16 protein-coding genes and 1 tRNA gene are annotated in these 25,334 nt (G+C 69.4%); 12 read left to right on the top strand and 5 right to left on the bottom strand.

The genetic code is table 11. From position 1 onward, the window contains the following. Positions 1 to 12: 12 nt before the first annotated feature. Positions 13 to 3,228, top strand: a complete 3,216-nt coding sequence (locus ACH4XV_RS21025) for a type I restriction endonuclease subunit R (protein ID WP_395791876.1) — start codon at positions 13 to 15, stop codon at positions 3,226 to 3,228. Positions 3,229 to 3,265: 37 nt separating this feature from the next. Further along, positions 3,266 to 4,906: a protein kinase gene (locus ACH4XV_RS21030; RefSeq protein WP_395791878.1), complete on the top strand. Its 1,641-nt coding sequence runs from the start codon at positions 3,266 to 3,268 to the stop codon at positions 4,904 to 4,906. Between the two features lie 251 nt (positions 4,907 to 5,157). On the opposite strand, the gene ACH4XV_RS21035 is transcribed toward ACH4XV_RS21030, so the two are convergent. After that, positions 5,158 to 7,293 carry an AIPR family protein gene (locus tag ACH4XV_RS21035; protein ID WP_395791880.1) on the bottom strand — a complete coding sequence of 712 codons (2,136 nt, stop codon included), beginning with the start codon at positions 7,291 to 7,293 and terminating at the stop codon, positions 5,158 to 5,160. 493 nt (positions 7,294 to 7,786) lie between these two features. Then, a tRNA-Leu gene (locus tag ACH4XV_RS21040) sits at positions 7,787 to 7,870 on the bottom strand. A 197-nt stretch (positions 7,871 to 8,067) separates the two neighbouring features. On the opposite strand from ACH4XV_RS21040, the gene ACH4XV_RS21045 reads away from it, so the two are divergent. From ACH4XV_RS21045 to ACH4XV_RS21060, 4 genes are read left to right on the top strand one after another with little or no spacing between them, the layout of a single operon-like run. Then, a complete protein-coding gene (locus tag ACH4XV_RS21045; RefSeq protein ID WP_395791882.1) occupies positions 8,068 to 9,711 on the top strand; it encodes a TIGR02677 family protein in 1,644 nt (547 codons plus the stop codon). Further along, positions 9,708 to 11,030, top strand: a complete 1,323-nt coding sequence (locus tag ACH4XV_RS21050) for a TIGR02678 family protein (protein ID WP_395791884.1) — start codon at positions 9,708 to 9,710, stop codon at positions 11,028 to 11,030. Before ACH4XV_RS21045 ends, ACH4XV_RS21050 begins: the two co-directional genes overlap by 4 nt. Beyond that, complete coding sequence (locus tag ACH4XV_RS21055; RefSeq protein WP_395791886.1) at positions 11,027 to 15,157, top strand: TIGR02680 family protein; 4,131 nt, start codon at positions 11,027 to 11,029, stop codon at positions 15,155 to 15,157. The genes ACH4XV_RS21050 and ACH4XV_RS21055 overlap by 4 nt, the downstream gene beginning before the upstream one ends. Further along, entirely contained in the window at positions 15,154 to 16,413 is a 1,260-nt protein-coding gene (locus tag ACH4XV_RS21060) for a TIGR02679 family protein (RefSeq protein ID WP_395791888.1), read from the top strand. The genes ACH4XV_RS21055 and ACH4XV_RS21060 overlap by 4 nt, the downstream gene beginning before the upstream one ends. Before the next feature lie 68 nt (positions 16,414 to 16,481). Here the strand turns inward: ACH4XV_RS21060 and ACH4XV_RS21065 are convergent, their stop codons facing one another. Beyond that, positions 16,482 to 17,438 (bottom strand): NAD-dependent epimerase/dehydratase family protein, encoded by a 957-nt coding sequence (locus tag ACH4XV_RS21065; RefSeq protein ID WP_395791890.1) that lies wholly within the window; start codon positions 17,436 to 17,438, stop codon positions 16,482 to 16,484. Between the two features lie 97 nt (positions 17,439 to 17,535). Between ACH4XV_RS21065 and ACH4XV_RS21070 the strand changes: the two genes are divergently transcribed. Together ACH4XV_RS21070 and ACH4XV_RS21075 are read left to right on the top strand one after the other, a co-directional pair. Then, the gene (locus ACH4XV_RS21070; RefSeq protein WP_026218136.1) at positions 17,536 to 17,745 is read left to right on the top strand and encodes a helix-turn-helix domain-containing protein; all 210 of its coding nucleotides are present in this window, start codon (positions 17,536 to 17,538) and stop codon (positions 17,743 to 17,745) included. After that, positions 17,745 to 18,320, top strand: coding sequence for a Clp protease N-terminal domain-containing protein (locus tag ACH4XV_RS21075; protein ID WP_395791892.1), 576 nt, complete (start codon positions 17,745 to 17,747; stop codon positions 18,318 to 18,320). The genes ACH4XV_RS21070 and ACH4XV_RS21075 overlap by 1 nt, the downstream gene beginning before the upstream one ends. A 125-nt stretch (positions 18,321 to 18,445) precedes the next feature. On the opposite strand, the gene ACH4XV_RS21080 is transcribed toward ACH4XV_RS21075, so the two are convergent. Next, positions 18,446 to 20,902 carry a Tex family protein gene (locus ACH4XV_RS21080; protein WP_395792022.1) on the bottom strand — a complete coding sequence of 819 codons (2,457 nt, stop codon included), beginning with the start codon at positions 20,900 to 20,902 and terminating at the stop codon, positions 18,446 to 18,448. Positions 20,903 to 21,078: 176 nt separating this feature from the next. Here ACH4XV_RS21080 and ACH4XV_RS21085 point away from each other — a divergent pair, with 176 nt between their 5' ends. The 3 genes from ACH4XV_RS21085 to ACH4XV_RS21095 all read left to right on the top strand — a co-directional run bounded on the left by ACH4XV_RS21085 (position 21,079) and on the right by ACH4XV_RS21095 (position 23,491). Then, positions 21,079 to 21,516, top strand: coding sequence for a hypothetical protein (locus tag ACH4XV_RS21085; RefSeq protein ID WP_395791894.1), 438 nt, complete (start codon positions 21,079 to 21,081; stop codon positions 21,514 to 21,516). Further along, positions 21,516 to 22,811, top strand: a complete 1,296-nt coding sequence (locus ACH4XV_RS21090) for a hypothetical protein (RefSeq protein ID WP_395791896.1) — start codon at positions 21,516 to 21,518, stop codon at positions 22,809 to 22,811. Before ACH4XV_RS21085 ends, ACH4XV_RS21090 begins: the two co-directional genes overlap by 1 nt. Before the next feature lie 224 nt (positions 22,812 to 23,035). Then, entirely contained in the window at positions 23,036 to 23,491 is a 456-nt protein-coding gene (locus tag ACH4XV_RS21095; RefSeq protein ID WP_395791898.1) for a hypothetical protein, read from the top strand. A gap of 20 nt (positions 23,492 to 23,511) precedes the next feature. On the opposite strand, the gene ACH4XV_RS21100 is transcribed toward ACH4XV_RS21095, so the two are convergent. Beyond that, entirely contained in the window at positions 23,512 to 24,045 is a 534-nt protein-coding gene (locus ACH4XV_RS21100) for an Lrp/AsnC family transcriptional regulator (RefSeq protein ID WP_126641127.1), read from the bottom strand. 200 nt (positions 24,046 to 24,245) lie between these two features. Between ACH4XV_RS21100 and hppD the strand changes: the two genes are divergently transcribed. Then, positions 24,246 to 25,325 (top strand): 4-hydroxyphenylpyruvate dioxygenase, encoded by a 1,080-nt coding sequence (gene hppD, locus ACH4XV_RS21105; RefSeq protein WP_379997334.1) that lies wholly within the window; start codon positions 24,246 to 24,248, stop codon positions 25,323 to 25,325. Positions 25,326 to 25,334 lie beyond the last annotated feature (9 nt).

Genomic DNA, 25,334 nt, shown 5'->3' on the forward strand with positions numbered 1-25,334 from the left:
GAGCCTGATTCCATGGCGCGCGGAGACACCGAGGAAGCGTTCGAGAACGCTATCGAGAAGGGGCTCCTCACGCATAAATGGGAGCCGGCCCTGGCAAAGAACTACAATCATGAACTCGGCATCGACACGCACGAATTGACCTCGTTCCTCCGTGCCTCACAGACCGACGCCTGGCTTCGCCTCCAGGCCGAATACGACGCGGACGAGAAGGCCTCGATCCTGCGGTTCGCCAAGCGCGTGGCGCAGCAGATCGACGCCCGCGGCGTCCTCGACGTGTTCCGGCGTGGCGTTAACGACCGCAACGTCAAGATCCGGCTCGCGTTCTTCCGGCCCGCGCACACAATCGCCGCCGACGCCCTGGAGGAGTACAACGCCAACCGGCTCACCTTTGTACGGCAGTTCCACTACTCGGCGAAGACTCCCGCCAAGTCGGTCGACCTGGCGCTGTTCGTCAACGGAATTCCCACTACCTCCGTCGAGCTGAAGAATCACCTCACGCAACGCCCGCAGAGCGTCGAGGACGCGATCCGCCAGTACCGCACCGACCGCGATCCGAAGGAACTGTTCTTCGCCAAGCGCACCCTTGTGCACTTCGCGGTGGACCCGACCCTGGCGTTCCTCACCACTCGCTTGGCCGGGAAGAAGACCCGTTTTCTTCCCTTCAACATCGGTTCCGATGGCCCCGGCGTCTCCGGCGGTGCGGGCAATCCGCAAACCACGGAGGCACAGGATGGCGCTTACCCCGTCTCGTATCTTTGGGAACAGATCTGGAACCGCGACAACTGGCTCGAGCTGCTTGAGCGTTACCTCCACGTCGAGGACGAGCAGGCGAAGGCCGGCAAGTCCCCTTCGCACCGCCCCGGCAGCGCGCACACCCAGCTGTTGATTTTCCCCCGCTACCACCAGTGGCACGCCGTAAGGCAGCTCACCGACCATGCGACCCGGACCGGCGCCGGGGAGAACTACCTTGTCCAGCACTCGGCCGGTTCGGGCAAGTCCAACACCATCGCCTGGCTCGCACACCGACTGTCGTCCCTGCATACCCCCGAGGATCCGACACAGCTCGGCGAGGCCATCCGTGCGAAGGGCGCGAAGCCCAACGAGCCGGTCTTCGACAAGGTCATCGTCATCACCGACCGCCGGGTCCTGGACAAACAACTTCAGGACACGATCTTCCAGTTCACCCACACCCCCGGTGTCGTGCGGCGTGTCGACGAGGACTCCACCCAGCTCGCCGAAGCACTCACCGGGTCCACCGCACGCATCGTCATCACCACCCTCCAGAAGTTCCCGTTCATTCTGAAGAAGGTCGGCGGGCTCGGGAAGCTCCGTTATGCGGTGATCATCGACGAAGCGCACTCCTCACAGGGCGGCGACGGCTCGGCGGCGTTGAAGAAGGCCCTCGGCTCCAAGACCGTGGACGCGGACGGCGACCCGTTGACCGCCGAGGCGCTGGCGCGCGGCCAACAGCCGAACATGTCCTTCTTTGCGTTCACCGCGACCCCCAAGCCCAAGACCCTCGAACTCTTCGGCACGCCGGACCCGGCCACCGGCAAGCCAGGACCCTTCCACGTGTACTCGATGCGCCAGGCCATCGACGAGGGCTTCATCCTCAACGTGCTGGACACGTTCATCACCTACGGCACTTACTTCAAGCTGCACAATGACGCGGCCGAACAGGTCGAGCAGCAGGTGGACCCGCGTAAAGCCCGTTCCAAGCTGGTGCGTACGGCGCTGCTGTCCGAGGCATCGTTGGCCCAGCGGGCGAAGATCATGGTCGATCACTTCCGCTCCCACAGCGCGGGCAGTCTCGGCGGCCGGGCCAAGGCCATGGTCGTCACCCCCAGCCGTGAGCACGCGGTCCGGCTCTTCCTCGCGATCCGCAATTATGTGGACGAGCGGGGTGCCACGGACTGCACCCCGCTGGTCGCGTTCTCCGGCGCCTTGACGCTCGATGACGTCGAATACACCGAATCGAAGCTCAACGGTTTCCCGGAGAAGGAACTCCCGGCCCGATTCGGGTACGTACGCGCGGACGACTCGAACCCGCCGTCCGTACCGAAGCGCGAGTACCGGATCCTCGTCGTTGCGGAGAAGTATCAGACCGGTTTCGACCAGCCGCTTCTGACGACGATGTACGTGGACAAGCCACTCGCCAACGTCGCCGCCGTACAAACGCTCTCCCGTCTCAACCGCACACACCCGCTGAAATCCCAGGAAGACCTGTTCGTCCTGGACTTCGCCAACAAGTTCGAGGTCATCAAGGACGCTTTCCAGGCGTATTACGAGACGTCGTTGACCGAGCCGACCGACCCCAATCTGCTGTTCGATCGGCAAGATGAGGTCATGAGCTACCAGCTGCTCGTGGAAGCCGAGATGGACGCGCTGGTCAAGGCGTACCTCGCGGCCTTCGACGACAACCGTGCCACGGAGGACCAGGTCAAGAAGGCGCACGCGCGGCTGTACCACTACACGGCCCCCGCTGTGGACCGCTTCAACGGTCTCGCGGCCCAGGAACCGAAGAAAGCCGAGGAGTTCCGCCGGGCCTTGGAGTCGTACGTCAAGGCGTACGGTTGGCTCTCGCACATCATCGGGTTCGCGAACCTGGAGCTCGAACGCCTTTTCCAGTACGGGCGGTTCCTGTTGCGCCGGCTTCCGCGTCCCGACGGCACTGCGGCCGCCGACATAGGGGAGACGGTGCCCAGCCACATGCTGGTCAAGCAGACCGGAACCCCAGAGCTGAAGCTGGAGACCGTCGGAGCCCAGGTGCTGCCGGGGTTGGTGGCTCTGGCGGCAGGTGCGGCAGCCGAGGTCGAGGAGAAGTCGCTCGCAGAGGTCATCCAGTCCATCAACGACGAGCTGGGCGCGGGGTTGTCCACGGCGGACCAGATCCTGCTCGGCCAGCTAGTCGTGACGATCGCCGAGAACCCGGATATGCAGGAGGTGGCCTTGGCTCAGGACGAGGAGACCTACGGCCGCGAACTGGCCAAGGATATAGACGACTTCGTGATCAAGCAGGCGCAGTCCAATGATGCGCTGATGGTTCGCTACTTCGACGACGACAGGGTGAACCGCATCTTCCGGCGGGTCGCCACGGCCCAGTCGTACAACTTGATCCGCCGCCCGGCCCGTCGTGAGGCCGACCGGCAGGCAACAGCCGAACGGGCGGCAGAGTTGAAGAATCGTGGGTTGAATCCCACCAAGCCTGCCTGGCCTCCCACACCATAATCTGCACCGACGATCACCACGAAGGAGAGGGTGCGGCATGGGGGACGACAGGGTGCCGACCCAGGACGCGAGGCAGTCGGAAAGAGTGCTGGCCGGGCGGTACCGCCTGAGCACCCTCCTCGGCGCGGGCGGCATGGGCGAGGTCTGGCAGGCATACGATGTGAGCCTGGACCGGCGCGTCGCCGTCAAGATGATGCTCGACGAACAGCCGCACGCGAATGTCATTCGGGACGCCGCCCACGATGAGGCGATGAAGACCCGGCGTCGACGCTTCCTGCGGGAAATCCGTACGACTGCCGGCCTCCACGAACACCCTGGGATACCGGCCGTCTACGACACCGGATTCGACCAGGCAAGCGGGCGGCTGTACGTCGTGATGCAACTGCTGCGGGGGCGCGAACTCCAGACCCTCATCGACGAGACCGACTACGACTACGAGCCGCTGCCGCTCGCCTGGGCGGCGGCCATCGGAGCACAGATCGCTTCCGCTCTGGACGAGGTCCACCGCCACGACGTCGTACACCGCGACATCAAGCCGGCCAACCTGATGCTCACCCCGGGCGGGGTGGTGAAGGTGCTCGACTTCGGCGTCGCGGCGCTGCTCGGCTCCGGATCGAACCCCCATCTGACCCAGCCCGGGATGACCGTGGGCACTCCCGCCTACATGTCACCCGAGCAGAGCCTGGCCAACGCGGTCGGGCCGGCCGCCGACATCTACGCACTCGCCTGCGTGATCTATCAACTCCTCACCGGACGCACTCCTTTCACCGATTCCGACGACAAGTCCGTCACCTGGCACCAAGTGAACAGCGCTGCCCCGGCCGTCGGCCGGCTGCGTCCCGATGTGCCCAGCGATATCGAACGACTGTTGCTCGAGATGATGATGAAGGACCCCGAAGACCGGACATCGGCGGCAACGGTCTACGAGACGTTGCTTCCGCTGGCCTCTCGGGGAACTCTGGCCGGCACCTCGCCTTTGGTCGCCGTCGGCGGGCTCGAGCTCGATCCATGTACTCCCTTTATCCGGCCCTTCGGGGGATCGGTCCGCCGCGGACGTGGCCGTGCAAGCGCCTACACGCTGACCCTGCTGAACGCCCCGGTGGTGGGGGGCCCCGGCGCTCTGCCCCTGAGCGAGGCCGAGGCCGAGGAAGCGGCCGAGCGCGCGTCGGAACTCGTCGGCCAGAAGCAGTTCACCCAGGCGGCCGACGTGCTGACAGACGCACTGGCCAGAGCCGCCGACAGCGCTCTGGTGGACGAACTGACCTTGTCCCTGGCGCACGTGAAGTTCCTCGCCGGGGCGCACAGCGAGGCGCTCGGTCTCTTCCAGGATGCTGTGAAGGGTTTCGGCCGGCGATTCGGCTCCGACGACATCGAAGTGCGGCGGTGCCTCTACTACGAGGCCGAGTGCCGTATGGAACTCGGCGAGACCACTGCTGCCGTCGCTGCCTTCACTGCGTATGCACAGGACGGCCCGGACGAGAGCGACGAGGACGCCGTCGACCGCCATTTGGAGGCGCTCGCCCAGATCATGCGCCTGGAGGCGGGATCGGAGCGGTTCTCACAGGCACGGGCCGCCGCAATCACCCTTCGCGACGCGACGCGACGCTATCGCGGGCCGCAGGCCCCGGAACTCGCCGACATCGACGGATTCATCCAGCGGCTGCGGCGGTTCGAGTAAGCGGCGCGGAGGAGGCCGCCCGAGTGCAGGCGATCCCTCCACTCGTACGACTGCTCAGTTCCCCACCGCGTGCCCGACGAAAGCGCACCACGCGGTGGGTTCCACGGCCGGTGGCGGGTCGCGGAACTCGCCGCGAATGCCATCCGGCGCGACCGTGTCCCGGGCGCGGCTTCGACACGAAGCTCACCTTCACTGTCTCAACGCTCCGTGTCGAAGTCGCCAGAGACCGGCCGTATGCCGTGACCGTCCCGTCAGTCTTCGTCGTTCTGGCTGTCGAGCCACTCGGTGGCCAGCTCGTAGAGATTCCGTTTGCCATCGGGAGTCCAGCGCGCCGGTGCCTGTACCGAGGTTGGAGCCTCGTCCCATCCGGCAAGTTCCCAGATACGGAGGATCAACTTGTTGGCGGAGTACAGCCGGCCGTCATAGGCCCAGAGAAGCGGTTTGCTGCGGTCGTTCTGCCAGGTCGCCTGTGGCCTGCGAGGGTCAGCTGCGATCCATTCCTCCACCGCACGAGCCTCGGGAACAGTGCCCGGGATGTACGTCAGCGGAGTACTGTCCGCAAGCAGCCCTGCGTTGATCAACGTCGGCACCGTGTCGGGACGACGCGACTTCCGACTCCTCTGAGCGGGCGGCTGGTAGTTCTCGGGGAGTTTCGGTACGGGCCGCCCACTGCGCACATCTGGCAGGACGAGGCGGGCAAGTTCTCTGCACTTGGTCTCGTTGGTGAAGGTGCTCGTGAGGAAGGATGTGGGACCGAACGTCGCATCGATATGGTGGATGAGCCACGACAGCACGGCCTCGGCAAGAACAGGCACCCCGGTAAGCGTGGCCTCCAGGTCGTACGTCGGTTCGTCGATGTCGTCGATGTCGAGAAGCTGGAACACCAGGTGGGCGACGATCAGGTCACCTCGCTGAGCCGCATCCGCAGCCCGTCCGTACACACGCTTGCGCAATGCGTCGAGCGCCTCGCCCACGGCACGGTGGATGCACACGCTGCGCCAGATCCGGAATGCACTTGGGATCTCACCGAACAGACGTGGATATGCCCCGCTTCGACCCCGCTCCCACAACAGGTCCGTGTCCCGCTTGGCACGTACGGTGAGCTCGGGAGTCCGATGGGCGCAGGCCAGGGCGATCGCCGCGTGGACCACGGAGCATCCCGATTCCGGTGCGGGATCGGCTTCCCCTCGTTTGAAGACGTACAACTTCTGCAGCGAGAGGTCGAAGTCCTCGCGAATTAGCTCTTGGGTGTTGTCTAGGGCCACGAAATCCCGCTGGGACACGTCGTTCTGGGTGTTCGTGGTCTCCGTGATCCGAGCTGCGTACCGCCCTCGATCGGCTCCGAGTGAAATGACCTTGACGGTGACATCGGCGTCGTCGACAGTCTCCGGAGTCAGCTCCCTCGCTTTGTGGATCTCGGTCACCGTCTGTGCCCCGTTGACGACGCTGGCCCGCCTCAGCCGCAGCTCGACCGTTTCATCCGGGCGCCGCCTGCCCGGCCAGGTGGGCTCGATCTCGTCACACAGGATGGTGATGCCGTTGTTGAAGTACCAGAAGTTGTCCGGTTCTTCGCTGAGTGTGGTCTGGATGCCGGAGTTGATTCGAGTGAGTCCCAAGGACTTGCGGATGTTCTCGTCATAGAGGCGATCCCCGTGGTCCTCGTACCACTGTGCGACCTCGGAGGCCGCGACCGACCCCTGATAGGCCACGAACGGCATGTCTCTCTTGATCCATTGAGGCATGCGGACAGTAATGTCGACCGGCTCCGGAGCGCGGTCGTTCTTCAGTTGCTGGAGCAGCTCACCTGCGCCCATGAGCCGGTAGTCCAGCATCGGCCCGAGACCGAAATGGTCTTCGGCCGCCCGTTCCAGGACCGCTTCCGTATCTGCATGCAGTGGGTCGTTGCCGACGACCGCGATCACCAGGGTGATCTTGAGTCGAGTGTCCGTGAGAGCCGAATCCAAGCGGGCGGTGAACGGCAGCAGCTTGTCGTTGAACAGATCAAACCGGCGCTGTTCCAGCAGGTTCAACCCGTCGATGAAGGCGCGGGCGGCGTGCGTGTCAAAGCCGGCCGTACCCGAGTCCTTCCACTTCGCCTGGACGAGCCAGACCTGAGCGCCGTCGGTCACGGCAACGGCGTCGATCCCGTTGTCCCGACTGCCGTCGATCACGGCATTCGCGCATGCCTTGTGATCCCAGCCGGTCACCCGGCGAATAGCAGTCGCAGCAACCGCTCGGGACAGGAACGCCCGATCCCGATCCACCTCGGAATTTCGTTGGAGGTCGCTCTCGTCGACGAGTCCCCGGTATCCCCGAATCAACGCCTCGCGGATCTGGTGCAGTTCCAGCGTCGTCGTCCTGATGGGTCCCCGCCCCGTATAGCCCACAGTCAGCTCTCCCCGCCGCTCTCGTACCCCTGATGGCCCGCTAACCAAGCGTATCCGGGCTCGCCTCTTCCTCACTGGCTCCTTCGCGGATCATCGCCTCCGGCTCAGGCGACCAGTTGTGGTATGGACGCTCACGTGAGGACAGAGCGCGGAAGCTCGCCGCCTCCGGTGCGGGCCGGGCTCGGTCTAGGATCCCCTGGTCTGGGGTTCGCCGGTCCGTTGGCAACGGCACCGCTCAGAAATGCAAATCCCAGATCAACTGGGGTTTCTGTTGGTGCCCGAGCGGCTCCAGAGCCCATTGTTCGTTTGTGTAGAGACGTCGCAATCCACTGAACCCGGAAGGCCCCTCCCTCGTTCAAGATCACAACAGCGGGAGATCCGTGACCGACCTCCATGGGAGCACACCTAGAGCTGCAGCTCACGTACGACCCCGGAACGCAACAAGTGCGGGTCGAAGCAAGCTTCGACCCGCACAAGTTGGGGTTATGGTCTGTGTCCGAGGGGGGACTTGAACCCCCAAGCCCTTTCGGGCACTAGCACCTCAAGCTAGCGCGTCTGCCAATTCCGCCACCCGGACCGGGTGGTCGCCCTGTTTTGCGCGGCGACGTGGAGAACCATATCAAAGATCCGCAGGGGGGCCGGACCGGGGCGGATGTGGGGCTGACCTGGGGCTTGGGGGGTGGGCGGGTGGGGTGGGCTCAGGGGTGGGTGGGCGGGTTCGCCAGGGTGCGCCAGGGGCCGTTCGGGGGATGGCGTGCGGCACAATGGTTGGCGATGTCGAGTGACGACGAGGTCGTGAGTCGAAGGCCGTTCAGCTACCTGACCGCGCAGCAGCACAGTGCGTTGTATCGGGCGATCATGGGTGTCTTCGTCGAGGCCAAGCAGCGGTTCCTGGTGCATTTGCGGCCCGAGGACGTGCAGGCCGCGCTCGTGGACCGGGTGGAGCTTTCGGCGGTGGCCGCGGCGCTGGACAGTCTGGCCGGGTGGGGGAACCTGCGGGCGGACGCCGATACCGGGCGGGTGACGTCCGTGGAGGACTTCTATCGGCATCGGTACCTGTACCAGCTCACGCGCGAGGGTGAGGCGGTCGAGGAGGCGCTGAGCGCGTACGACGCGGCGCTCGGACGGCGTGGGGCGCTCCAGGCGGTGGCGCTGGCGGACATCGCGACGCAGTTGCGGGCGCTGATCGGGTTCGGTGCGGCGGAGCGGCTCGACGAGGGCAAGGTTCACCTCGCGCTGATCACCCTGACGCACCGGTTCAACGACCTCGCGGACAACGCGCGGGCCTTCATGGGGTCGCTCCAGCGCACGATCGACCTGCACGACGCGGATGTCGAGGTGTTCCTGGCCTACAAGGATCGCCTGATCGACTACCTGGAGCGCTTCATCGCCGATCTGGTCACGCGCGGTGCGCAGATCGCCGGCCTGCTGGACGAGCTGGGCGACCCGCGCCGGGACGACGGGCCGCTGCGGCGGCTCCTGGTCGGTGCCGCCGAGCGCGAGGCGGGGGACGCCGCGCCGGATCCGACCCTCGTGGACGCGGAACCGGAGGGTGCGGAGGCGGCCGTGCGCCGCGCGCTGTACGAGACGTGGGTCGGGCGCTGGCTCGGTCTGCGGGCGTGGTTCATCGCCGAAGGCGGCCACGAGTCGCAGGCACGACTGTTGCGCAGTCGTGCGCGCAGCGCGGTGCCGCAGTTGCTCACCGTGGTCGGCGTGCTCAACGAGCGCCGCGCGGGCCGTTCCGATCGCTCGGCCGACTTTCGGGCCCTCGCGCTCTGGTTCGCCCAGGCTCCCGACGACGCGTCCCGGCATCGACTGTGGCGCTCGGCCTTCGGATTGCACGCGGCCCGGCACCTGACGGTGGACGCGCAGAGCCTGGCGGCGCGGGAGCAGGATCCGCCCGCCGCCGGCACCCCGTGGCACGATGCCCCGCCGATCCACATCAGTCCGCAGTTGCGCAAGACCGGATCGTACGAGCGTCGCGGCAAGCCCAACCGCGTCGCGGACCGATCCGACGCACGCCGATTCCTCGCCGAACACGCGCACCGCGAACGCGTGCAACTCGCGGCGGCGCGGGCCCTGCTCGCCACCCACGGGGTGACCCGGCTCGGTCGGCTGCCCGAACTGGATCCCGTCACCTTCGGCCTGTTCCTGCACCTCCTCGGTGACGCGCTCGCGCTCTGGCGCCCCGAGACCACACATGTGGTCGCCACCGGCCACGACGGCTCGATGGAGATCCACCTCACCCTGCCCGACGACGACGCGCGGGCCGAAGTACACACCACCGTCGGGGTGTTCAGCGGCCCCGACTTCCTGATCGAGATCATCGACCTCGGCGAGCCCGGCGAGCCCGGCGACCTCGGCACGGTCGGCGAACCCGGTATGACCGACCCCGATACGGAAGAGGTCGGCGCATGAGCAGGCCACCCGGAACAACCGCGCTGGGATCGGCACTCGACGAGGACCGCCGGGTCAAGCGGCGCCGGGCCGCGCGAGCCCTGCTGCGCACGCCCCTGCTGCGTGCTCGGGGCGACGGCGGCGAGGAGTTCCGGCTCGTGCAGCAGTTCGCCGCCGAACTGCGGCCCTGGTTCGAACGCAACACCGGCTGGCGGCTGTACGTGGACGCCGAGGTGGCGCGCCTGTACAAGGTCCCCGCCGACTCCCGGTCGGCCACCCATCCGGCGCGCGACCCACGCACGAAACTGCCCTTCGGTGCCCGCAGATACGTGCTCGTGTGCCTCGCGCTGGCCGCGTTGGAGCGATCGGATCACCAGATCGCACTCGGGCGGTTGGCCGGACAGATCGTGATCGGCGCGGCCGATCCGGCGCTGGGCGCGGCCGGTGTGGAGTTCACGCTGGAGAACCGCGAGGAACGCGCCGACCTCGTGGCCGTCGTCCGGCTGCTGATCCGCCTCGGCGTGCTGACCCTGGTGGCCGGTGACGAGGAGGCGTATCTCAAAGCCACGGGGGACGCGTTGTACGACGTCGAACGCCGCGTGTTGGCCGGGCTGCTCAGCTCCCGACAAGGCCCCTCCACGATTTTCGCCACCGCCTTCGAGGACCGACTCGCGGCGCTCGCCGACGACTCCGTGCTCGACAACGACGACCTGCGCAACCAACGCATCCGCCATCACCTCACCCGTGCGCTCCTGGACGACCCGGTCCTGTACTACGCGGACCTGCCCGACGCCGAACTCGCCTATCTCCAGAAGCAGCGTCCGCACATCACCGGCGCCATCACGGAGTTGACCGGCCTCGTCGCCGAAGTACGCGCCGAGGGCATCGCCATGGTCGACCCCGACGACGAACTGACCGACGTCAAAATGCCCGACACCGGCACCGACGGGCACGTGACGCTACTGCTCGCCGAACGCCTGGCCGCCGGTACCGGAGCCGGTATCGACACCGACCCCGCGGCCGACCCCGAATCGGCCCCGATCGTCCCCCTCGCCCAACTCCACGCATTGGTGCGAGAGTTCGCCCGCGAACACGGCGGCTACTGGCGCAAGGCCGCGACCGAACCGGGCGCTGAGCCCGAACTGGTCGAGCAGGCCGTGGGCCGCTTGACCGCCCTCGGCCTGCTCGCCCGAACCCACGACCACGAGGGCGCCCCCGCCGTCGTCGCGCTGCCGGCCCTCGCCCGCTACGCCGTCGGCCAGACCGTCCTCCTCGAACCAGGAGCCAGGGCACCCGGCCCGCGTACCCGGCGAACCGCACCGAAGGGCAGCCGCCGATGAGCCCGATCCTGCCGCACCCCACCCGCGAGCGGTGGCAACCGCTGCGCACCGGCCTGGTGGACCTGTTCCACTACGACGTCGAGGAGTTCCACTTCCGCGACGGACGGCTGCTGCTGCGCGGCAACAACGGCACCGGCAAGTCCAAGGTGCTCGCCCTGACCCTGCCGTTCCTGCTCGACGGCGACCTGTCCGCGCATCGGGTCGAACCCGACGGCGATCCGCGCAAGCGGATGGAATGGAATCTGCTCCTGGGCGGCGAACACCCGCACAGCGAACGGCTCGGCTACACCTGGATCGAATTCGGCAGGCGCGCCGACGACGGCACCGTCGAATTCCGCACCCTCGGCTGCGGACTCAAGGCGGTGGCGGGCCGAGGGGTGGTCCGACACTGGTACTTCGTGACCACACAACGCGTCGGCGAGGACCTGTCGTTGATCGACGGCACCCGCACCGCGCTGACCCGGGACCGCCTCACCGAGGCGCTGGCCGGCCACGGCCTGGTCCACGACCAGGCGGGCAGCTACCGCCGGGCCGTGGACGACGCGCTGTTCGGCCTCGGGGAACAGCGCTACGCCGCGCTGGTGGACCTGCTCATCCAACTGCGCCAACCGCAACTGTCCAAGCGGCCCAGCGAGAAGGCCCTGTCCAAGGCGCTCACCGAAGCCCTCGCGCCGATGGACCAGGCGGTGGTCGCCGACGTCGCCGAGGCATTCCGCAGTCTCGACGAGGACCAGGCCCGGCTCGCCGCGATGGCCGAGACCGAACAGGCGGCGACCACGTTCTTGACCCACTATCAGCGCTACGCCAAGGTCGCCTCGCGTCGCCGGGCCCGCGCACCGCGCAGCGAACACGCCCGCCACGACACGCTGCGCGCCGAATTCACCCGGGCCGGCGACGAGGAGGCCGAGGCCCAACTACGGGTGGCGGCGGCCGAGGAACTCATCTCCGAGTGCACCGCCGAGGCAGCCCGGCTCCAGGCCAAGGACGAGGCACTGCGCGCGGGACCGGAGATGCGCAGCGCCCGCGAACTCGACCGGGCCGCCGAAGCCGCGCGCACCGCCAGGGCGGACGCGACCCAGGCCGAGGACGACGCACGGCGCGCGAGCGAGGACGAACGGCGCGCGAGCGAACGCGCGGACGCCGCCGGCGCCCGACTGACCGTCGCCGTCCGTGAAGTCGACGCCGTGCGCCGCGAGGCCGCCGACGCGGCCGCGCAGGCGATACTGACCGCCGCACACGCCGAACACGTGGCCGCCGCGCCGGCCGACGAACCCCGGGTACGTCGGGCCGCCGACGACCTGGTGGACCGCCGCCGACGCACCGTCGAACTCCTGGCCGGGCTGCACCGCGACGCCGAGCGGCTCGCCGGCGTACGCACCGCCGCCCGGCAGCGACTCACCGACATCGAGGCCGAACTCGCGGCCCAGGCCGAGGAGCACGAGCGCTGCGCCGACGTGACGCTGGCCGAGAGGCGGTCCTTTGTCGCGGCCGTGCAGGCGTACCTGGCCGAGTGCGCCGAACTGCGACCGGCGGATCCGCTCGGCCTGCTGGACGAACTCACGGTGTGGGCGGACACGTTGGCCGGCCCCGACCCGGTCCGTGTGGCCACCGACGCGGCGGCGCGCGAGCGGCACGCCGTGCTCGCGGCGCAGGCCGCCGCCGTGGCCGGCGAACTGCGGGACGTCGACGGGCAGGCCGAGCGGCTCCGGGCCGAACTGGCCGACCTGCGCGCGGGCGGGACCCGACCGCCGCGCCCACCGCACACCCGCGACGACACCACGCGCACGACGCGCCCGGGCGCCCCCCTGTGGCGCCTCGTCGACTTCACCGACGCGGTGCCGGGCGGCGCGGACCGGGCCGGCCTCGAGGCGGCCCTGGAGGCATCCGGCCTCCTCGACGCGTGGGTGGATCCGGACGGTACGGCCACCTCGGTGGGCACCGGCGAGCTGTTGGCCAGACCCGGGCCGCCCGTTGCCGGGCCCACCCTCGGCGACGTGCTGAGCCCGGCCGTGGACCGTGCCGACGAGCGGGCCGCGGCGGTGCCCGACGCGACGGTGGGCCGCCTGCTCGCCGCCATCGGCTGGGGGTCGGACAGCGCCGCGACCACCCGGGTCGCCGCGGACGGCACCTTCACCCTCGGCATGCTGACCGGCCGCTGGACCAAGCCGAACGCCGAATACCTGGGTGCGGGGGCACGCGAGCGCGCACGTCGGGCCAGGATCGAGGCCGTCGTCGCCGAACTGGCCGAACTCGACGTCCGGCGCGCGGACATCGTGGACCGAGCCGCCGCGGTGACCACGCGTCAGCGCCGACTCGACGACGAACTGGCGGGCCGACCGGGCGACGAGGCGTTGCGCCGGGCGCACGCGCAGGTCGCCGCCGCCGGTACCCGGCTGGCCGCCCTCGACACCCGCCGCGCCGAACAGGAGCGGCACGTGGTGACCGCGGCGACCCGCGCCGACGAGGCCGCCGACGAGGCCCGCCGCGCCGCCGTCGACACCGGCCTGCCCACCGCCCCGGAGGAACTCGCCCCGGTGTCCGCCGGCCTGGCCCGGTACCGCGAGGCATTGGCGGCGCTGTGGCCCGCGTTGCGCGAACACACCGCCGCCTCGGCCGCCGCCGCGAGCGAACGCGTGGAGGCCGAACGGGTCGCCGTACACGCGGGCGGCCTGCGTGAGCGCGCCGCGGCGGCACAACGTCGGGCGCTCGCCGCCGAGAGCGGTCACGAAACCCTCGCCGCCACCGTCGGCGCGGCCGTCGCCGAACTCCAACGCGAACTGACCGCGACCCGCCTGGCCCTGCGAGGATGCGAGGACGCGACCCGGCGCGCCCACCGCGAGCACACCGACGCGGTCAAGGCCGGCGGCGTCGCCCAGGGCCGTCGGCAACAACTGGAGCGCGACGTCGCCGAGTCCGCGCGCACCCGGGACGAGGCGGTGGCCGCGCTGCGCCGGTTCGCGAGCACCGGCCTGCTCACCGTGGCGTTGCCGGAACTGGAGGTGCCCGCACCGGATTCCGCGTGGGCCGCCGATCCGTCGGTGCGCTTCGCGCGCCGGATCGAGCGCGAGTTGGAGCAGATCGACGACTCGGACCAGGCGTGGGAGCGCGTGCAGCGGCGGGTCGCCGAGGAGTTGAAGAACCTCCAGGACGCCCTGGGCCGGCACGGCCACACCGCCTCCGGACACATGCTGGAGGACGGCGTCGTCGTCGACGTCGTCTTCCAGGGCCGCACCTCGACCGTGGCCGGGCTCGCGACCTCGCTGGCCGCCGAGGTGGAGGCGCGACGGCGGCTGCTCTCGGCCCGGGAGCGAGAGATCCTGGAGAACCACCTGATCTCCGAAGTGGCGGGCACCCTCCAGGAGTTGATCGGCGCGGCGGAGCGCCGGGTGGCCGTGATGAACGCTGAACTGGCGGCCCGCCCGACCAGCACCGGGATGAGACTGCGGCTGGTGTGGCGCCCGGCCAAGGAGGCGCCGACCGGCTTGGCCGCCGCCCGCGCCCGGCTGCTGCGCCAGACCGCGGATGCCTGGACGGCCGAGGACCGCGCGGCGGTCGGCGAGTTCCTCCAGGCCGAGATCGCGCGGGTGCGCAGCCGGGACGCCGGCGGTACCTGGGTCGAACAGCTGAGCACGGCCCTCGACTACCGCTCGTGGCACGAGTTCGGCATCGAGCGGCATCAGCACGGCCAGTGGAGCACCGCGACCGGCCCGGCCTCCGGCGGCGAACGGGTGCTCGCCGCCTCGGTCCCGCTGTTCGCGGCGGCGTCCTCGCACTACGCTTCGGCGGCCAACCCGTACGCGCCTCGATTGGTCACGCTGGACGAGGCGTTCGCGGGAGTGGACGACGACTCGCGGGCCAAATGTCTGGGGCTGCTCGCGGCCTTCGACCTGGACGTGGTCATGACCAGCGAACGCGAATGGGGTTGCTATCCCGAGGTGCCGGGTCTGGCCATCGCCCAGTTGTCCCGCGTGGACGACATCGCGGCGGTGCTGGTGACGCGCTGGGAATGGAACGGCGAACACCGTTTCCGCGCCGTCGATCCCGAGCCGATGGGATTGTCCGCGACGGTGCCGGCGCCGCGTTCCGGCGGCTCGGAGGGCGCCACCCAGGACGAGCTGTGGACGTGAGCGGAACACACCTGGAACGTCTGCTCGGCGGCCCGGACCTCGCCTGGCTGGTGGACCGGGCGCGACACCGCCTCGAACACGCCCGCGATCTCGACGGATCGGTCACCCTCAAGGCGCCAACCGCCGGGCAACGGGTCGCGGTGGAAAGGTTGTTGGGCCGACCGGCACGTTCCGGTGGGTCGTTGTCGGTCGCGCTGCCGGCGGTCGATCGAATCCTGCGCGCATCGGGCGCATGCCCCGAGGGCCTCGCGGCGGCCGTCGAGATCCTGGTCGGCCCGGTGGTGCCGCGCCACGAGGTCGCCTCGGCGGAGCGCGGCGCCTGGGCGCACGCGTTCGAGCCGCTGGACGAACTGGTGGTCCGCCGGCCCGAGTTGGCGGGCTGGGCGGCGGACATCCGGGCGTCCGGGTTGGTTCGGCGCGTGTGTGGCGGGCCCGAGGCGGCCCATCGCACGTTGACGGATGTCGCGGCGGTACTGGGCGAGTTGCCGGTCGAGGGCGAGCCGATCGGCGTTTTCGCGGCCCGGGTCCGTGCCGACGCGCACGCGCTCGACGAGGATCGTTCGTTGACCACTTTGGTGTTCGGCGCGGCGCGAGTCCTCGGCGGGATCCCGGCCGGCAGCGGCGCCGAGTGGCGGCGGGCGGTCTGGGCGGCGGTCGGGCTGCTCAAGGACGATCTGTCCAGCACGGTGCTCACCCTCGGGCTGCCCGGCGACGACGCCTCGCCCACCGGGCGGGCGCTCGCCATTTTGGGCGCGGCCGGCCAGCCGGCGGTGTTGACCTTGCGTCAGCTCGCGGGTGACCCGCCCGCGGCGCTGCCCGCGAGGGCCGTGGTGTTCGTGTGCGAGAACCCGGCCGTGGTCGCGGCGGCGGCGCATGGGATCGGCGCCGATTGCCCACCGCTGGTGTGCGTATCGGGTCAGCCCGGAACCGCCGCGGTGCGGCTGTTGGCGGCGCTGACGGCCGATGGTGCGGTGGTGCGGGCGCACGGCGACTTCGACTGGGGCGGTCTGCGGATCGTGTCCGGTCTGGCCGCGCGCGTCCGGGTCCAGCCGTGGCGATATCGGGCGTCGGACTACCTCACGGCCGTCGCCGCGCGGCCCGGTACCCCGCTGACGGGCGCGCCGACGACCGCGGCCTGGGACCCCGAACTGGCCGACGCGATGCGGGACGTGGGTCGCCGGGTCGAGGAGGAGACGGTACTGGACGATCTGCTCGCCGATCTTCGGGCGACGGGGCGGACGGGTTTGCCGAGCTGATCGGCGACCGCGTACGCCGGGGTGGTCGGTGCCGGCCGGGTCGGGACCGCGCCGCCCGGCCCCTCGGGCTACGCGCCGGCGAGCAGGTCGGCCTCCTCCCGCGCCGACAGGCCGTGTGAGAGAGGGGGTTCGCCGCGTTGTCGGTCCCAGGCGCGGACGTCGGCCACCGTGACCGGGAGGGGAGTGGCGGGCATGCCGGCGGCTCGGGCTCGGACGGCGCTGCGTTGGCGGGTGGGCCATTGGGCTTTTGGAGTGACCAAGGGGAAGTGGGCCGGGACCGCGTCGATGGGGACCGGGACGAGTTCGATGTCGGCGCCGGCCGCCTTGGCGCAGGTTTCGATCAGGGTGCCCAGCGTGGTGGGTTCGGCCGGGCCGACGGCGTGGAAGGCACCCGGGCGGTTGTCGGTCAGCAGGCGGGTGACCAGGTGGGCCAGGTCGCGGGAGTCGACCACCTGTACCGGCTGGTCGGGGTCGCCCGGAACGGCCACTCGGCCGCCTCGGGCGGCTCGGCGGACCCAGTAGGTGAAGGTTTCCTGGACGTCGTGCGGGCCGACGACCTTGCCGGGGCGCACGATCGTGGCGCGGTCGCCGTACCGGGCCAGGACGTCGTCCTCGCAGGCGACCTTGCACGGGCCGTACGTGTCGTTGTCGAGCACCTCGGTGTCGCGGCGGGGCGGGCGGCGCGGGGTGTCCTCGTCCGAGCCGGGGCCGACGCCGGTCTGTACGTATACGGCGTGGCTGGAGACGAACAGGTAGCGGCCGACCCGGTCGCCGAGTGCGGCCATCGCCTGGTTCACGTGGCGCGGGACGTAGCCGCTGACGTCGACCACCGCGTCCCATTCGCCGTCGCGCAGCGCCGCGTAGTCGCCGGTGTCGCGGTCGCCGATCAGCCGGGGCAGGTCCGGGAACAGGTGCGATCCGGTTCGTCCCCGCCCGAACAGGGTCACGTCGGCGCCTTCGCGCAGTGCGTCCTCGACGATCGCCCGGCCCACGAACGCGGTGCCGCCCAAAACAAGAATGCGCATGGTCGGCGACGGTATCGGCTCGGGCGCTGTCGTGTGTCGAATATTCGAGTGTCAACCTTGATTGACATCCAGTGTGCGTCAACGTACGTTGACAGACATGACCGAAGCAACCGACCTCGCCAGTAGGGCGGGGGATCGTGATCCGCGTGTGGGCCTGCGGGCCGTGGCCGCGCTGCGGCGGCTGCTCGAACAGCTCGAAGCCGTGCAGGTGCGCAGCGCGCGCGTGCAGGGCTGGTCGTGGCAGGAGATCGCCGCCGAGCTGGGAGTAAGCCGTCAGGCAGTGCACAAGAAGCACGGGAGGAACTGATGTTCGAGAGGTTCACCGACGATGCCCGCGCCGTCGTGCGCGGCGCGGCCGGGCACGCGCGACGGGCCGAGGCCGGCGAGGTGGGGGAGGAGCACATGCTCGCGGCGTTGCTGGACGGGCAGGGTACGCCGGCGGCCGTCGCGCTGGCGACGATCGGTTTCGTCGCCCATCGCGACGAGGTGATGGAGGCGCTGGCCCGGGCGCGCCGGCGCGGCGGGGTGTCGTCCGCCGACCAGGCCGCGCTCGCCGACCTCGGGATCGACGTGGACGAGATCGTGGCCAGGGTCGAACAGGTGCACGGCGAGGGCGCGTTGGCGATGGCGCCGCGACGCCGGCGGGCGTGGCCGTTCGGCGGTCGCTCGGCACCCGGGCCGTTCACGGAGGGGGCCAAGCGGGTGCTGGAGAAGTCGCTGCGGGAGGCGCTGGAGCGCGGGGACAAGCACATCGGCGACGAGCACGTCCTGCTCGCGCTCACGTCCGGCCCGGGAGTGGTGGCCGACCTGCTCGCCGAATACGGGGTGACCCGTGTGTCGGTACTCCGGGCGCTGGTGCCGCCGGCGGCCCAGGCGGGTTGACGCCCGGCGCGCCCGTACGCGGTGCGAGGCACCTGCGAGCGGGCGGGGGCCGGCGAACCGCGTGCGCGCCGGGCAGGCATTGAGGCTCACCCGACGCGCACGCACGATCAACCGAACAACCGCGCCTACTCGACCAGTCCGGCCCGCCGCAGCGCGTCCGCGATGGCGCCGCCGCCGGAGGGCGGCTGCGACCCGCGGCTCTGCTTCGGCGGCGCGCCCCGGCGCCCCTGGCCCCCGCCGGCCCCGCCGCCGCCCTGACCCTGGCCCTGCCGCGGACCCCCCTGCCCCTGCCGCGAACCACCCTGGCGCCCGTCCCCGGACCGCCCCTCCCCGGACGACCGCCCATCGCGCCCTCCGCGCTCGGCCGTCTCGTCCTCCAGCCGCAGCGTCAACGAGATGCGCTTGCGCGGGATGTCCACGTCGAGCACCTTGACCCGCACCACGTCCCCCGACTTGACCACGTCGTGCGGGTCGCTCACGAAGGTCTTCGACATCGCCGACACGTGAACCAGGCCGTCCTGGTGCACGCCGACGTCCACGAACGCGCCGAACGCGGCCACGTTCGTGACCACGCCCTCCAGGAGCATCCCGGGCCGCAGGTCGGACAACTTCTCGACGCCCTCCTTGAAGGTGGCCGTCTTGAACGCCGGTCGCGGGTCGCGCCCCGGCTTCTCCAACTCGCGCAGGATGTCGGTGACCGTCGGCAGCCCGAACTTGTCGTCGGTGAACGCCTTCGGGTCCAGCGCGCGCAACTTCGGCGCCGCGCCGATCAGGGTGCGGACGTCGCCACCGGCCGCCGCCGCGATCCGGCGCACCACCGGATATGCCTCGGGGTGCACGGAGGAGGCGTCCAGCGGGTCGTCGCCGGCCGGGATCCGCAGGAAGCCGGCCGCCTGCTCGAACGCCTTCGGGCCGAGCCGCGCCACGTTCTTCAGGTCGCGCCGCGTCTTGAACGGCCCGTTCGCGTCCCGGTGTTGCACGATGTTCTCGGCCAGCGTCGCGCCGATCCCGGACACCCGGGTGAGCAGCGGCGCGGACGCGGTGTTGACGTCAACACCGACCGCGTTCACGCAGTCCTCGACCACCGCGTCGAGCGACCTCGACAACTTCAGCTCGGACAGGTCGTGTTGGTACTGGCCTACGCCGATCGACTTGGGGTCGATCTTGACCAACTCGGCCAGCGGGTCCTGGAGTCGCCGGGCGATCGACACCGCGCCGCGCAACGACACGTCCAGGTCCGGGAGTTCCTGCGAGGCGAAGGCAGAGGCGCTGTACACGGAGGCGCCGGCCTCGGAGACCATCACCTTGGTCAGGCCCAACTCGGGGTGCTTGGCGATCAGTTCGGCGGCCAGCTTGTCGGTCTCGCGTGAGGCGGTGCCGTTGCCGATCGCGATCAGGTCCACCCGGTGGGCGGCGGCGAGGCGCGCGAGCGTGGCGATCGACTCGTCCCAGCGGCGGCGCGGCTCGTGCGGATAGATCGTCTCGGTCGCCACCACCTTGCCGGTGTCGTCGGTCACCGCGACCTTGACCCCGGTACGCAGGCCCGGGTCGAGGCCCATCGTGGCGCGGGTGCCGGCCGGCGCGGCCAGCAGCAGGTCGCGCAGGTTGGCGGCGAACACTCGAACCGCCTCGTCCTCGGCCTCCTGGCGCAGCCGACCGCGCAGGTCGATGCCCAGGTGCACCAGGATCCGAGTGCGCCAGGCCCAACGCACGGTGTCCGCGAGCCACTTGTCGGCTGGGCGGTCGCGGTTGGTGATCCCGAACGTGTGCGCGATCGCCCGCTCGTACTCGGTCGGACCGTCACCCTCCTCGGCCGCGTCCGAGGTGGGGGCCAGCGTCAGGTCGAGGACGTCCTCCTTCTCACCCCGGAACATCGCCAGGATCCGGTGCGACGGCAGCCGGGTGAACGGCTCGGCGAAGTCGAAGTAGTCGGCGAACTTGGCGCCCGCCTCCTCCTTGCCCTCGCGCACCTTGGCCACCACGCGCCCGCGCGTCCACATCTTCTCGCGCAGCGCGCCGATCAGGTCGGCGTCCTCGGCGAACCGCTCGACCAGAATCGCGCGGGCACCCTCCAACGCCGCCTGCGCATCGGCGACACCCTTGTCCGGGTCGACGAAGGCCCCGGCCGCGGCGACCGGATCGCGCGACGGGTCGCCCAGCAACCCGAGCGCCAGCGGTTCGAGGCCGGCCTCGCGGGCGATCTGCGCCTTGGTCCGGCGCTTGGTCTTGTACGGGAGGTAGATGTCCTCGAGGCGGGCCTTCGAATCGGCCGCCATGATCTGCGCCCGCAACGCGTCGTCCAACTTGCCCTGCGCCTCGATCGCGGCGAGCACGGCGACCCGACGCTCGGCCAACTCCCGCAGGTAGCGCAGCCGTTCCTCCAACGTACGCAACTGCGTGTCGTCGAGGGTCCCGGTCACCTCCTTGCGGTAGCGGGCGATGAACGGCACGGTCGCACCCCCGTCGAGCAACTCGACGGCCGCCCTGACCTGCCCCTCCCGAACCCCGAGCTCCTCGGCGATCAGCCGATGCACATCCTCCCGCGCACCCTGCTCCGAACCCTGCTGCCCAGACACCGACATCGTCACGTCCCGATCCACATCATCACCAACCATCCCCCACCATTCTCCCGTCCCACCCACCCCGCTGTCGCGCAGCCCCACCGGGAAGGCGAGGTCGTCCTCACGCACGCGTGTGCGATCGACTACCGTCTGCATCCCATCAGTTCTGTCGACGAGTGGACACGCCCGGGGGCGATATGTCCGAGATGGAATCGAGGTTCGAAGTGTCCGAGCAATTCGTGGTCGATCTCGACTGGCTCGACCGATTGGCGGAGAGGTTCGCGGCCTGCGCCGACGCCGCCGGGCAGGTTCTGAAGGCGCTCGAGGAGACCGGACCGATTCGTACCGGGCACAAGAGCCTGGATCGATCCTGCTCCGCCTTCAATCACAAATGGAAGGAAAACGTCGATACTTTCCGCGGGGAGATATCGGAATTACGTCACGGCTTGGGCGTGGCGAGACGCAACTACGGCACGACCGAGCACGCCGTCGCCACGTCGATGACCGCATCGCAGACGCCGCCGCCCGCCACGGTAGCCACGACGGCCACGCCGGTCGCAGCGGCCTCGACGATCGCGCCGACCGACGAGGCGCCCGCGACCGGGTCGCCGCGGATCAGGGAGTTCTTCGCCTGATGGGGGCGAAAGAGGACTTCCCGGGATTGCGATTCGACCCGACCCCCGGCATCCCCGGGGCCGTCGACGGGCTGCTGGCGCAGATCCGCGGGGTGGTCGTCCAGATGGGGCAGGTGCAGACCGAATTGGATGCCACCCTGCTGCGACCCGCGGCTTGGCAGGGCCGGGCGGGGAGCGAATTCCAGCGCCGGGTCACGGATTTGGTCCCTCACCTCGGCGTACTCCGAGACTCGCTCCAGACCGTGCAACTGAGCCTCGCGGGTTGGTTGTCGGCTCTGACTTCGTATCAGCAGACCCGCAAGTCGTTGGATGATCAGGCTCTTGCGGTGCGCAGGCGCAAGGAAGCGGCCGAGCGCTCCTGGGAACAGATCGGGAAGTCCCTGCTGCTCGGCGGCGGCCTGAGTCAAGCCGATGAAGCCCGCGCGCGACAACTCCGAGCGGAAGCCGATGCTGCCGGCGGTGAACTTGCGTCGATCCTTCGACAGGCGAAGGGACTAGAGGAACAACACCACGGCTCGGCCGAGAGCGCGGCACGCGACATCGAGCAGGCGGCCAAGGATTTCGGGCGCTATCGGTCCATGGGCACGTTGATCCAGACCGCGCTGCAGTCCCTGGACAAGGGCTTCGACGGGCTGACCCGGCAGGATCCCGGCGAACAGCGCGAGGGCATGGACCGCGACGGCAGTCGTGCCGGGACCAAGGGGCTCAACTTCAACAACGACTGGGCCGGGCGCGAGATCCTCGCGCGATATCTGCGCGGTGGCGGCGACTGGACCATCCGCGACGATCCGGACTGGAACGAGTACATGAACGGAAATCACTCGCTGAACGCGGTGCTCGAGTCCGGTAAGAGGAACCCGAACGACGGCACGGTGATCCCGCCGCTTTTCGTGCAATTGGCACAGGACGCGGTCGACCGCCGGTCGACGTACTCCACATTCGACAAGACGGATCACATGGAGATCGAGAATGGTGAGGGTTTCGTCGGCTACCAATATCTGCACGGCACCAACAAGGATGTGGGGGACTTCAACGCCCGGGGAAACGCGGTGGTCAGCGTCCTGCCGAACGGGGATAAGGAGGTCCGCATCCAGGCCGACCTCACGTGGAACGACACGATAGATCCGAATAAAAAGTATGAAACAGATAGCTGGAAGAGCAAAGTCGCCGAAGTCGTGACGTTCGGTCAAGCCGAGTCATACGATCTCCACCTGACCTGGCCCCGCGATGCGGTCGTGGTGTTTCCGGCCGGCGGCGGGGCTCCCGTCGTCAGGAGTGGGCCGGGGAAGGGATGAGGAGAGCTGTGGGTGCCGGGGGGTTGCCCGCTGGGGTCGGTGGGTCGCCGCGGGCGTGGGCGCTCGGTTGGGTGGCCGTCGTGATGGTGGTCGCCGGGTGTGAAGGTGTGGGCCCGGCCCCCGTACCGGTGCAGACGTCGCCGTACGACCAGCACAGTCGTTACCACACCGGGAGTGTGGCCACGCCTGAGTATTGGGCACGGTCGCCGTGGGATCGGTATGCCATGGAAGTGCAGACCAAGGCCGATCCGGCGCGGTCGGGATCGCGGTTGCAACGATTTCTGGTGCGTGTCTTCGAGCCCGACGGATACGGGGAGGGAAAGCGCGGCAAGGTCGTCTACACGGATGATCGTTGGTATCCGGAGAGTCGACAGGGGCCGGAGTTCCAGTGGGACCGGCTCTCCGATCGGGTCTGGATGATGGTGGGACATTCGCCGTATGAGGAAGGTCGGCCCGAGATCCGGTCGATCGTGCCGGGGCCGGACGGGGCCTGGGTGTCGCGCGTCGTGCCGCCGGAGGAGGACCCCACGTTGCCACCTTGGGTTCGAAACGCCGGAGACCTGTTCGGCATGCGCCAGGGCCGGCCCGGCGGTGAGACCAACTTTCCTCCCCTCGTCCTGAGTACCGCTGCTCCCGGCGGTGCACCGCTCGACGACCACTCCCCGGATTCCGGCCGCTGACCTCGGCCGCCGAACGCTCGCTACGCCGAGTGGTCGCGAAAGGCCGGGACACGGCTCGGGCGGGGGCGGTTTTGGGCTTCGAGCAAGGGGAGGGTGCGCATGGGGACCACCTCCGACAACGCGATGACGCTCGTGGTGCGGACCACCTCGGGGATGCGGTTGATGTCGATCAGGATTTGTTGCAGGTCCTGATTCGACGTGGCGGCGATGCGGCAGTGCACGTCGCCGATGCCGGTGGTGCCGTACGCCTCCAGCACCTGGGGGACCGCGGCCAGCGCGGTGGCCACGCCCGACAGGCCGCCCTGGGCGATCTCCAGTGTGACGAAGGCCAGGACCGGGTATCCGGCGGCGACCAGATCCACCTCGGGGCCGTAGCCGGTGATCACTCCGGCCGCCTCCATCCGGTCCAGCCGGGCCTGGACGGTGGCGCGGGAGACCCCGATCAACCGGGACAGCTCCAGCATGCCGGCGCGCGGATGTTGCCGGCCCGCCCGAATGAGACGTACGTCCAACTCGTCCAGTGTGATGCGCGAATCCTGAAGATCGTCTCGCATATGGCTCTCTCACCTAAGCAATCTGTATAGCTCCCGGCCGAGATGTTGTCAGATGTTGTCAGCGGAAGTGTACTTCCGGCATCCGTTCCTTCCCGAGGGGATCGCCCGTCATGAGCACCTTCAACACCCTGGAAGACACCGACGTCCTCGTCGGCGCCGTCGAGCACGACCCGGCGGGCGACCCCTTCCCGGTCATCGCAATGGACCACGTCCGGTTCTTCGTGGGCAACGCGAAACAGGCCGCGCACTACTACTCGACCGCGTTCGGGATGACCTGCGTCGCCTACCGCGGTCCCGAGACCGGCTCCCGTGACGCCGCCGAGTACGTCCTCGTCTCCGGCAAGGCCCGCTTCGTGATCACCGGCGAGGTACACGCCGGTACCGAGATCGGCGCCGCGACCCACGCCCACGGCGACGGCGTCGCCGACCTGGCCATCGAGGTCCCGGACGTGGACAAGGCGATCGCCTACGCCCGCGAGCACGGTGCCACCGTCCTGGTCGAGCCGCACGACGACAGCGACGAGCACGGCACCGTGCGCAGCGCGGTCCTGGCCACCTACGGCCAGACCCGGCACACGCTGGTGGACCGCTCCGCCTACAAGGGCCCGTTCCTGCCCGGCTTCGTCGCCGCCGAGCCGCTGTTCCGCGGCAAGCCCGCCGCGCACCCCAAGCGCTACTTCCAGGCCATCGACCACTGCGTGGGCAACGTCGAGCTGGGCAAGATGGACGAGTGGGTGTCCTTCTACAACCGCGTCATGGGCTTCACCAACATGAAGGAGTTCATCGGCGACGACATCGCCACCGAATACTCCGCGCTCATGTCCAAGGTCGTCACCAGCGGCAACCACCGGGTGAAGTTCCCGCTCAACGAGCCCGCGATCAGCCGCAAGAAGTCGCAGATCGACGAATACCTCGAGTTCTACGGCGGCCCCGGCGTGCAGCACATCGCGCTCGCCACCAACGACATCGTGGCCTCGGTGCGCGCGATGAGCGAGATGGGCGTCGAGTTCCTGTCCACCCCGGACAGCTACTACGACACCCTGGGGGAGTGGGCGGGCGAGACCCGGGTACCGGTCGAGACGCTGCGCGAACTCAAGATCCTGGTCGACCGCGACGAGGACGGCTACCTGCTCCAGATCTTCACCAAGCCCGTCCAGGACCGGCCCACCGTGTTCTTCGAGCTGATCGAGCGGCACGGTTCGCTCGGCTTCGGCAAGGGGAACTTCAAGGCGCTGTTCGAGGCGATCGAGCGCGAGCAGGAGCGCCGCGGCAACCTCTAGGCCGCGACG

Origin of the sequence: Embleya sp. NPDC020630, from assembly GCF_044334985.1 — a bacterium.
In the GTDB taxonomy this organism is placed as follows: Bacteria; Actinomycetota; Actinomycetes; order Streptomycetales; family Streptomycetaceae; genus Embleya.

Bases quoted from the DNA above. Each gene is read 5' to 3' on its own strand.
- ACH4XV_RS21025 (WP_395791876.1), top strand. From the start codon at position 13: ATGGCGCGCGGAGACACCGAGGAAGCGTTCGAGAACGCTATCGAGAAG.
- ACH4XV_RS21030 (WP_395791878.1), top strand. From the start codon at position 3,266: ATGGGGGACGACAGGGTGCCGACCCAGGACGCGAGGCAGTCGGAAAGA.
- ACH4XV_RS21045 (WP_395791882.1), top strand. From the start codon at position 8,068: ATGTCGAGTGACGACGAGGTCGTGAGTCGAAGGCCGTTCAGCTACCTG.
- ACH4XV_RS21050 (WP_395791884.1), top strand. From the start codon at position 9,708: ATGAGCAGGCCACCCGGAACAACCGCGCTGGGATCGGCACTCGACGAG.
- ACH4XV_RS21055 (WP_395791886.1), top strand. From the start codon at position 11,027: ATGAGCCCGATCCTGCCGCACCCCACCCGCGAGCGGTGGCAACCGCTG.
- ACH4XV_RS21065 (WP_395791890.1), bottom strand. From the start codon at position 17,438: ATGCGCATTCTTGTTTTGGGCGGCACCGCGTTCGTGGGCCGGGCGATC.
- ACH4XV_RS21070 (WP_026218136.1), top strand. From the start codon at position 17,536: ATGACCGAAGCAACCGACCTCGCCAGTAGGGCGGGGGATCGTGATCCG.
- ACH4XV_RS21075 (WP_395791892.1), top strand. From the start codon at position 17,745: ATGTTCGAGAGGTTCACCGACGATGCCCGCGCCGTCGTGCGCGGCGCG.
- ACH4XV_RS21080 (WP_395792022.1), bottom strand. From the start codon at position 20,902: ATGTCGGTGTCTGGGCAGCAGGGTTCGGAGCAGGGTGCGCGGGAGGAT.
- ACH4XV_RS21085 (WP_395791894.1), top strand. From the start codon at position 21,079: ATGTCCGAGATGGAATCGAGGTTCGAAGTGTCCGAGCAATTCGTGGTC.
- ACH4XV_RS21090 (WP_395791896.1), top strand. From the start codon at position 21,516: ATGGGGGCGAAAGAGGACTTCCCGGGATTGCGATTCGACCCGACCCCC.
- ACH4XV_RS21095 (WP_395791898.1), top strand. From the start codon at position 23,036: ATGGAAGTGCAGACCAAGGCCGATCCGGCGCGGTCGGGATCGCGGTTG.
- ACH4XV_RS21100 (WP_126641127.1), bottom strand. From the start codon at position 24,045: ATGCGAGACGATCTTCAGGATTCGCGCATCACACTGGACGAGTTGGAC.
- hppD (WP_379997334.1), top strand. From the start codon at position 24,246: ATGGACCACGTCCGGTTCTTCGTGGGCAACGCGAAACAGGCCGCGCAC.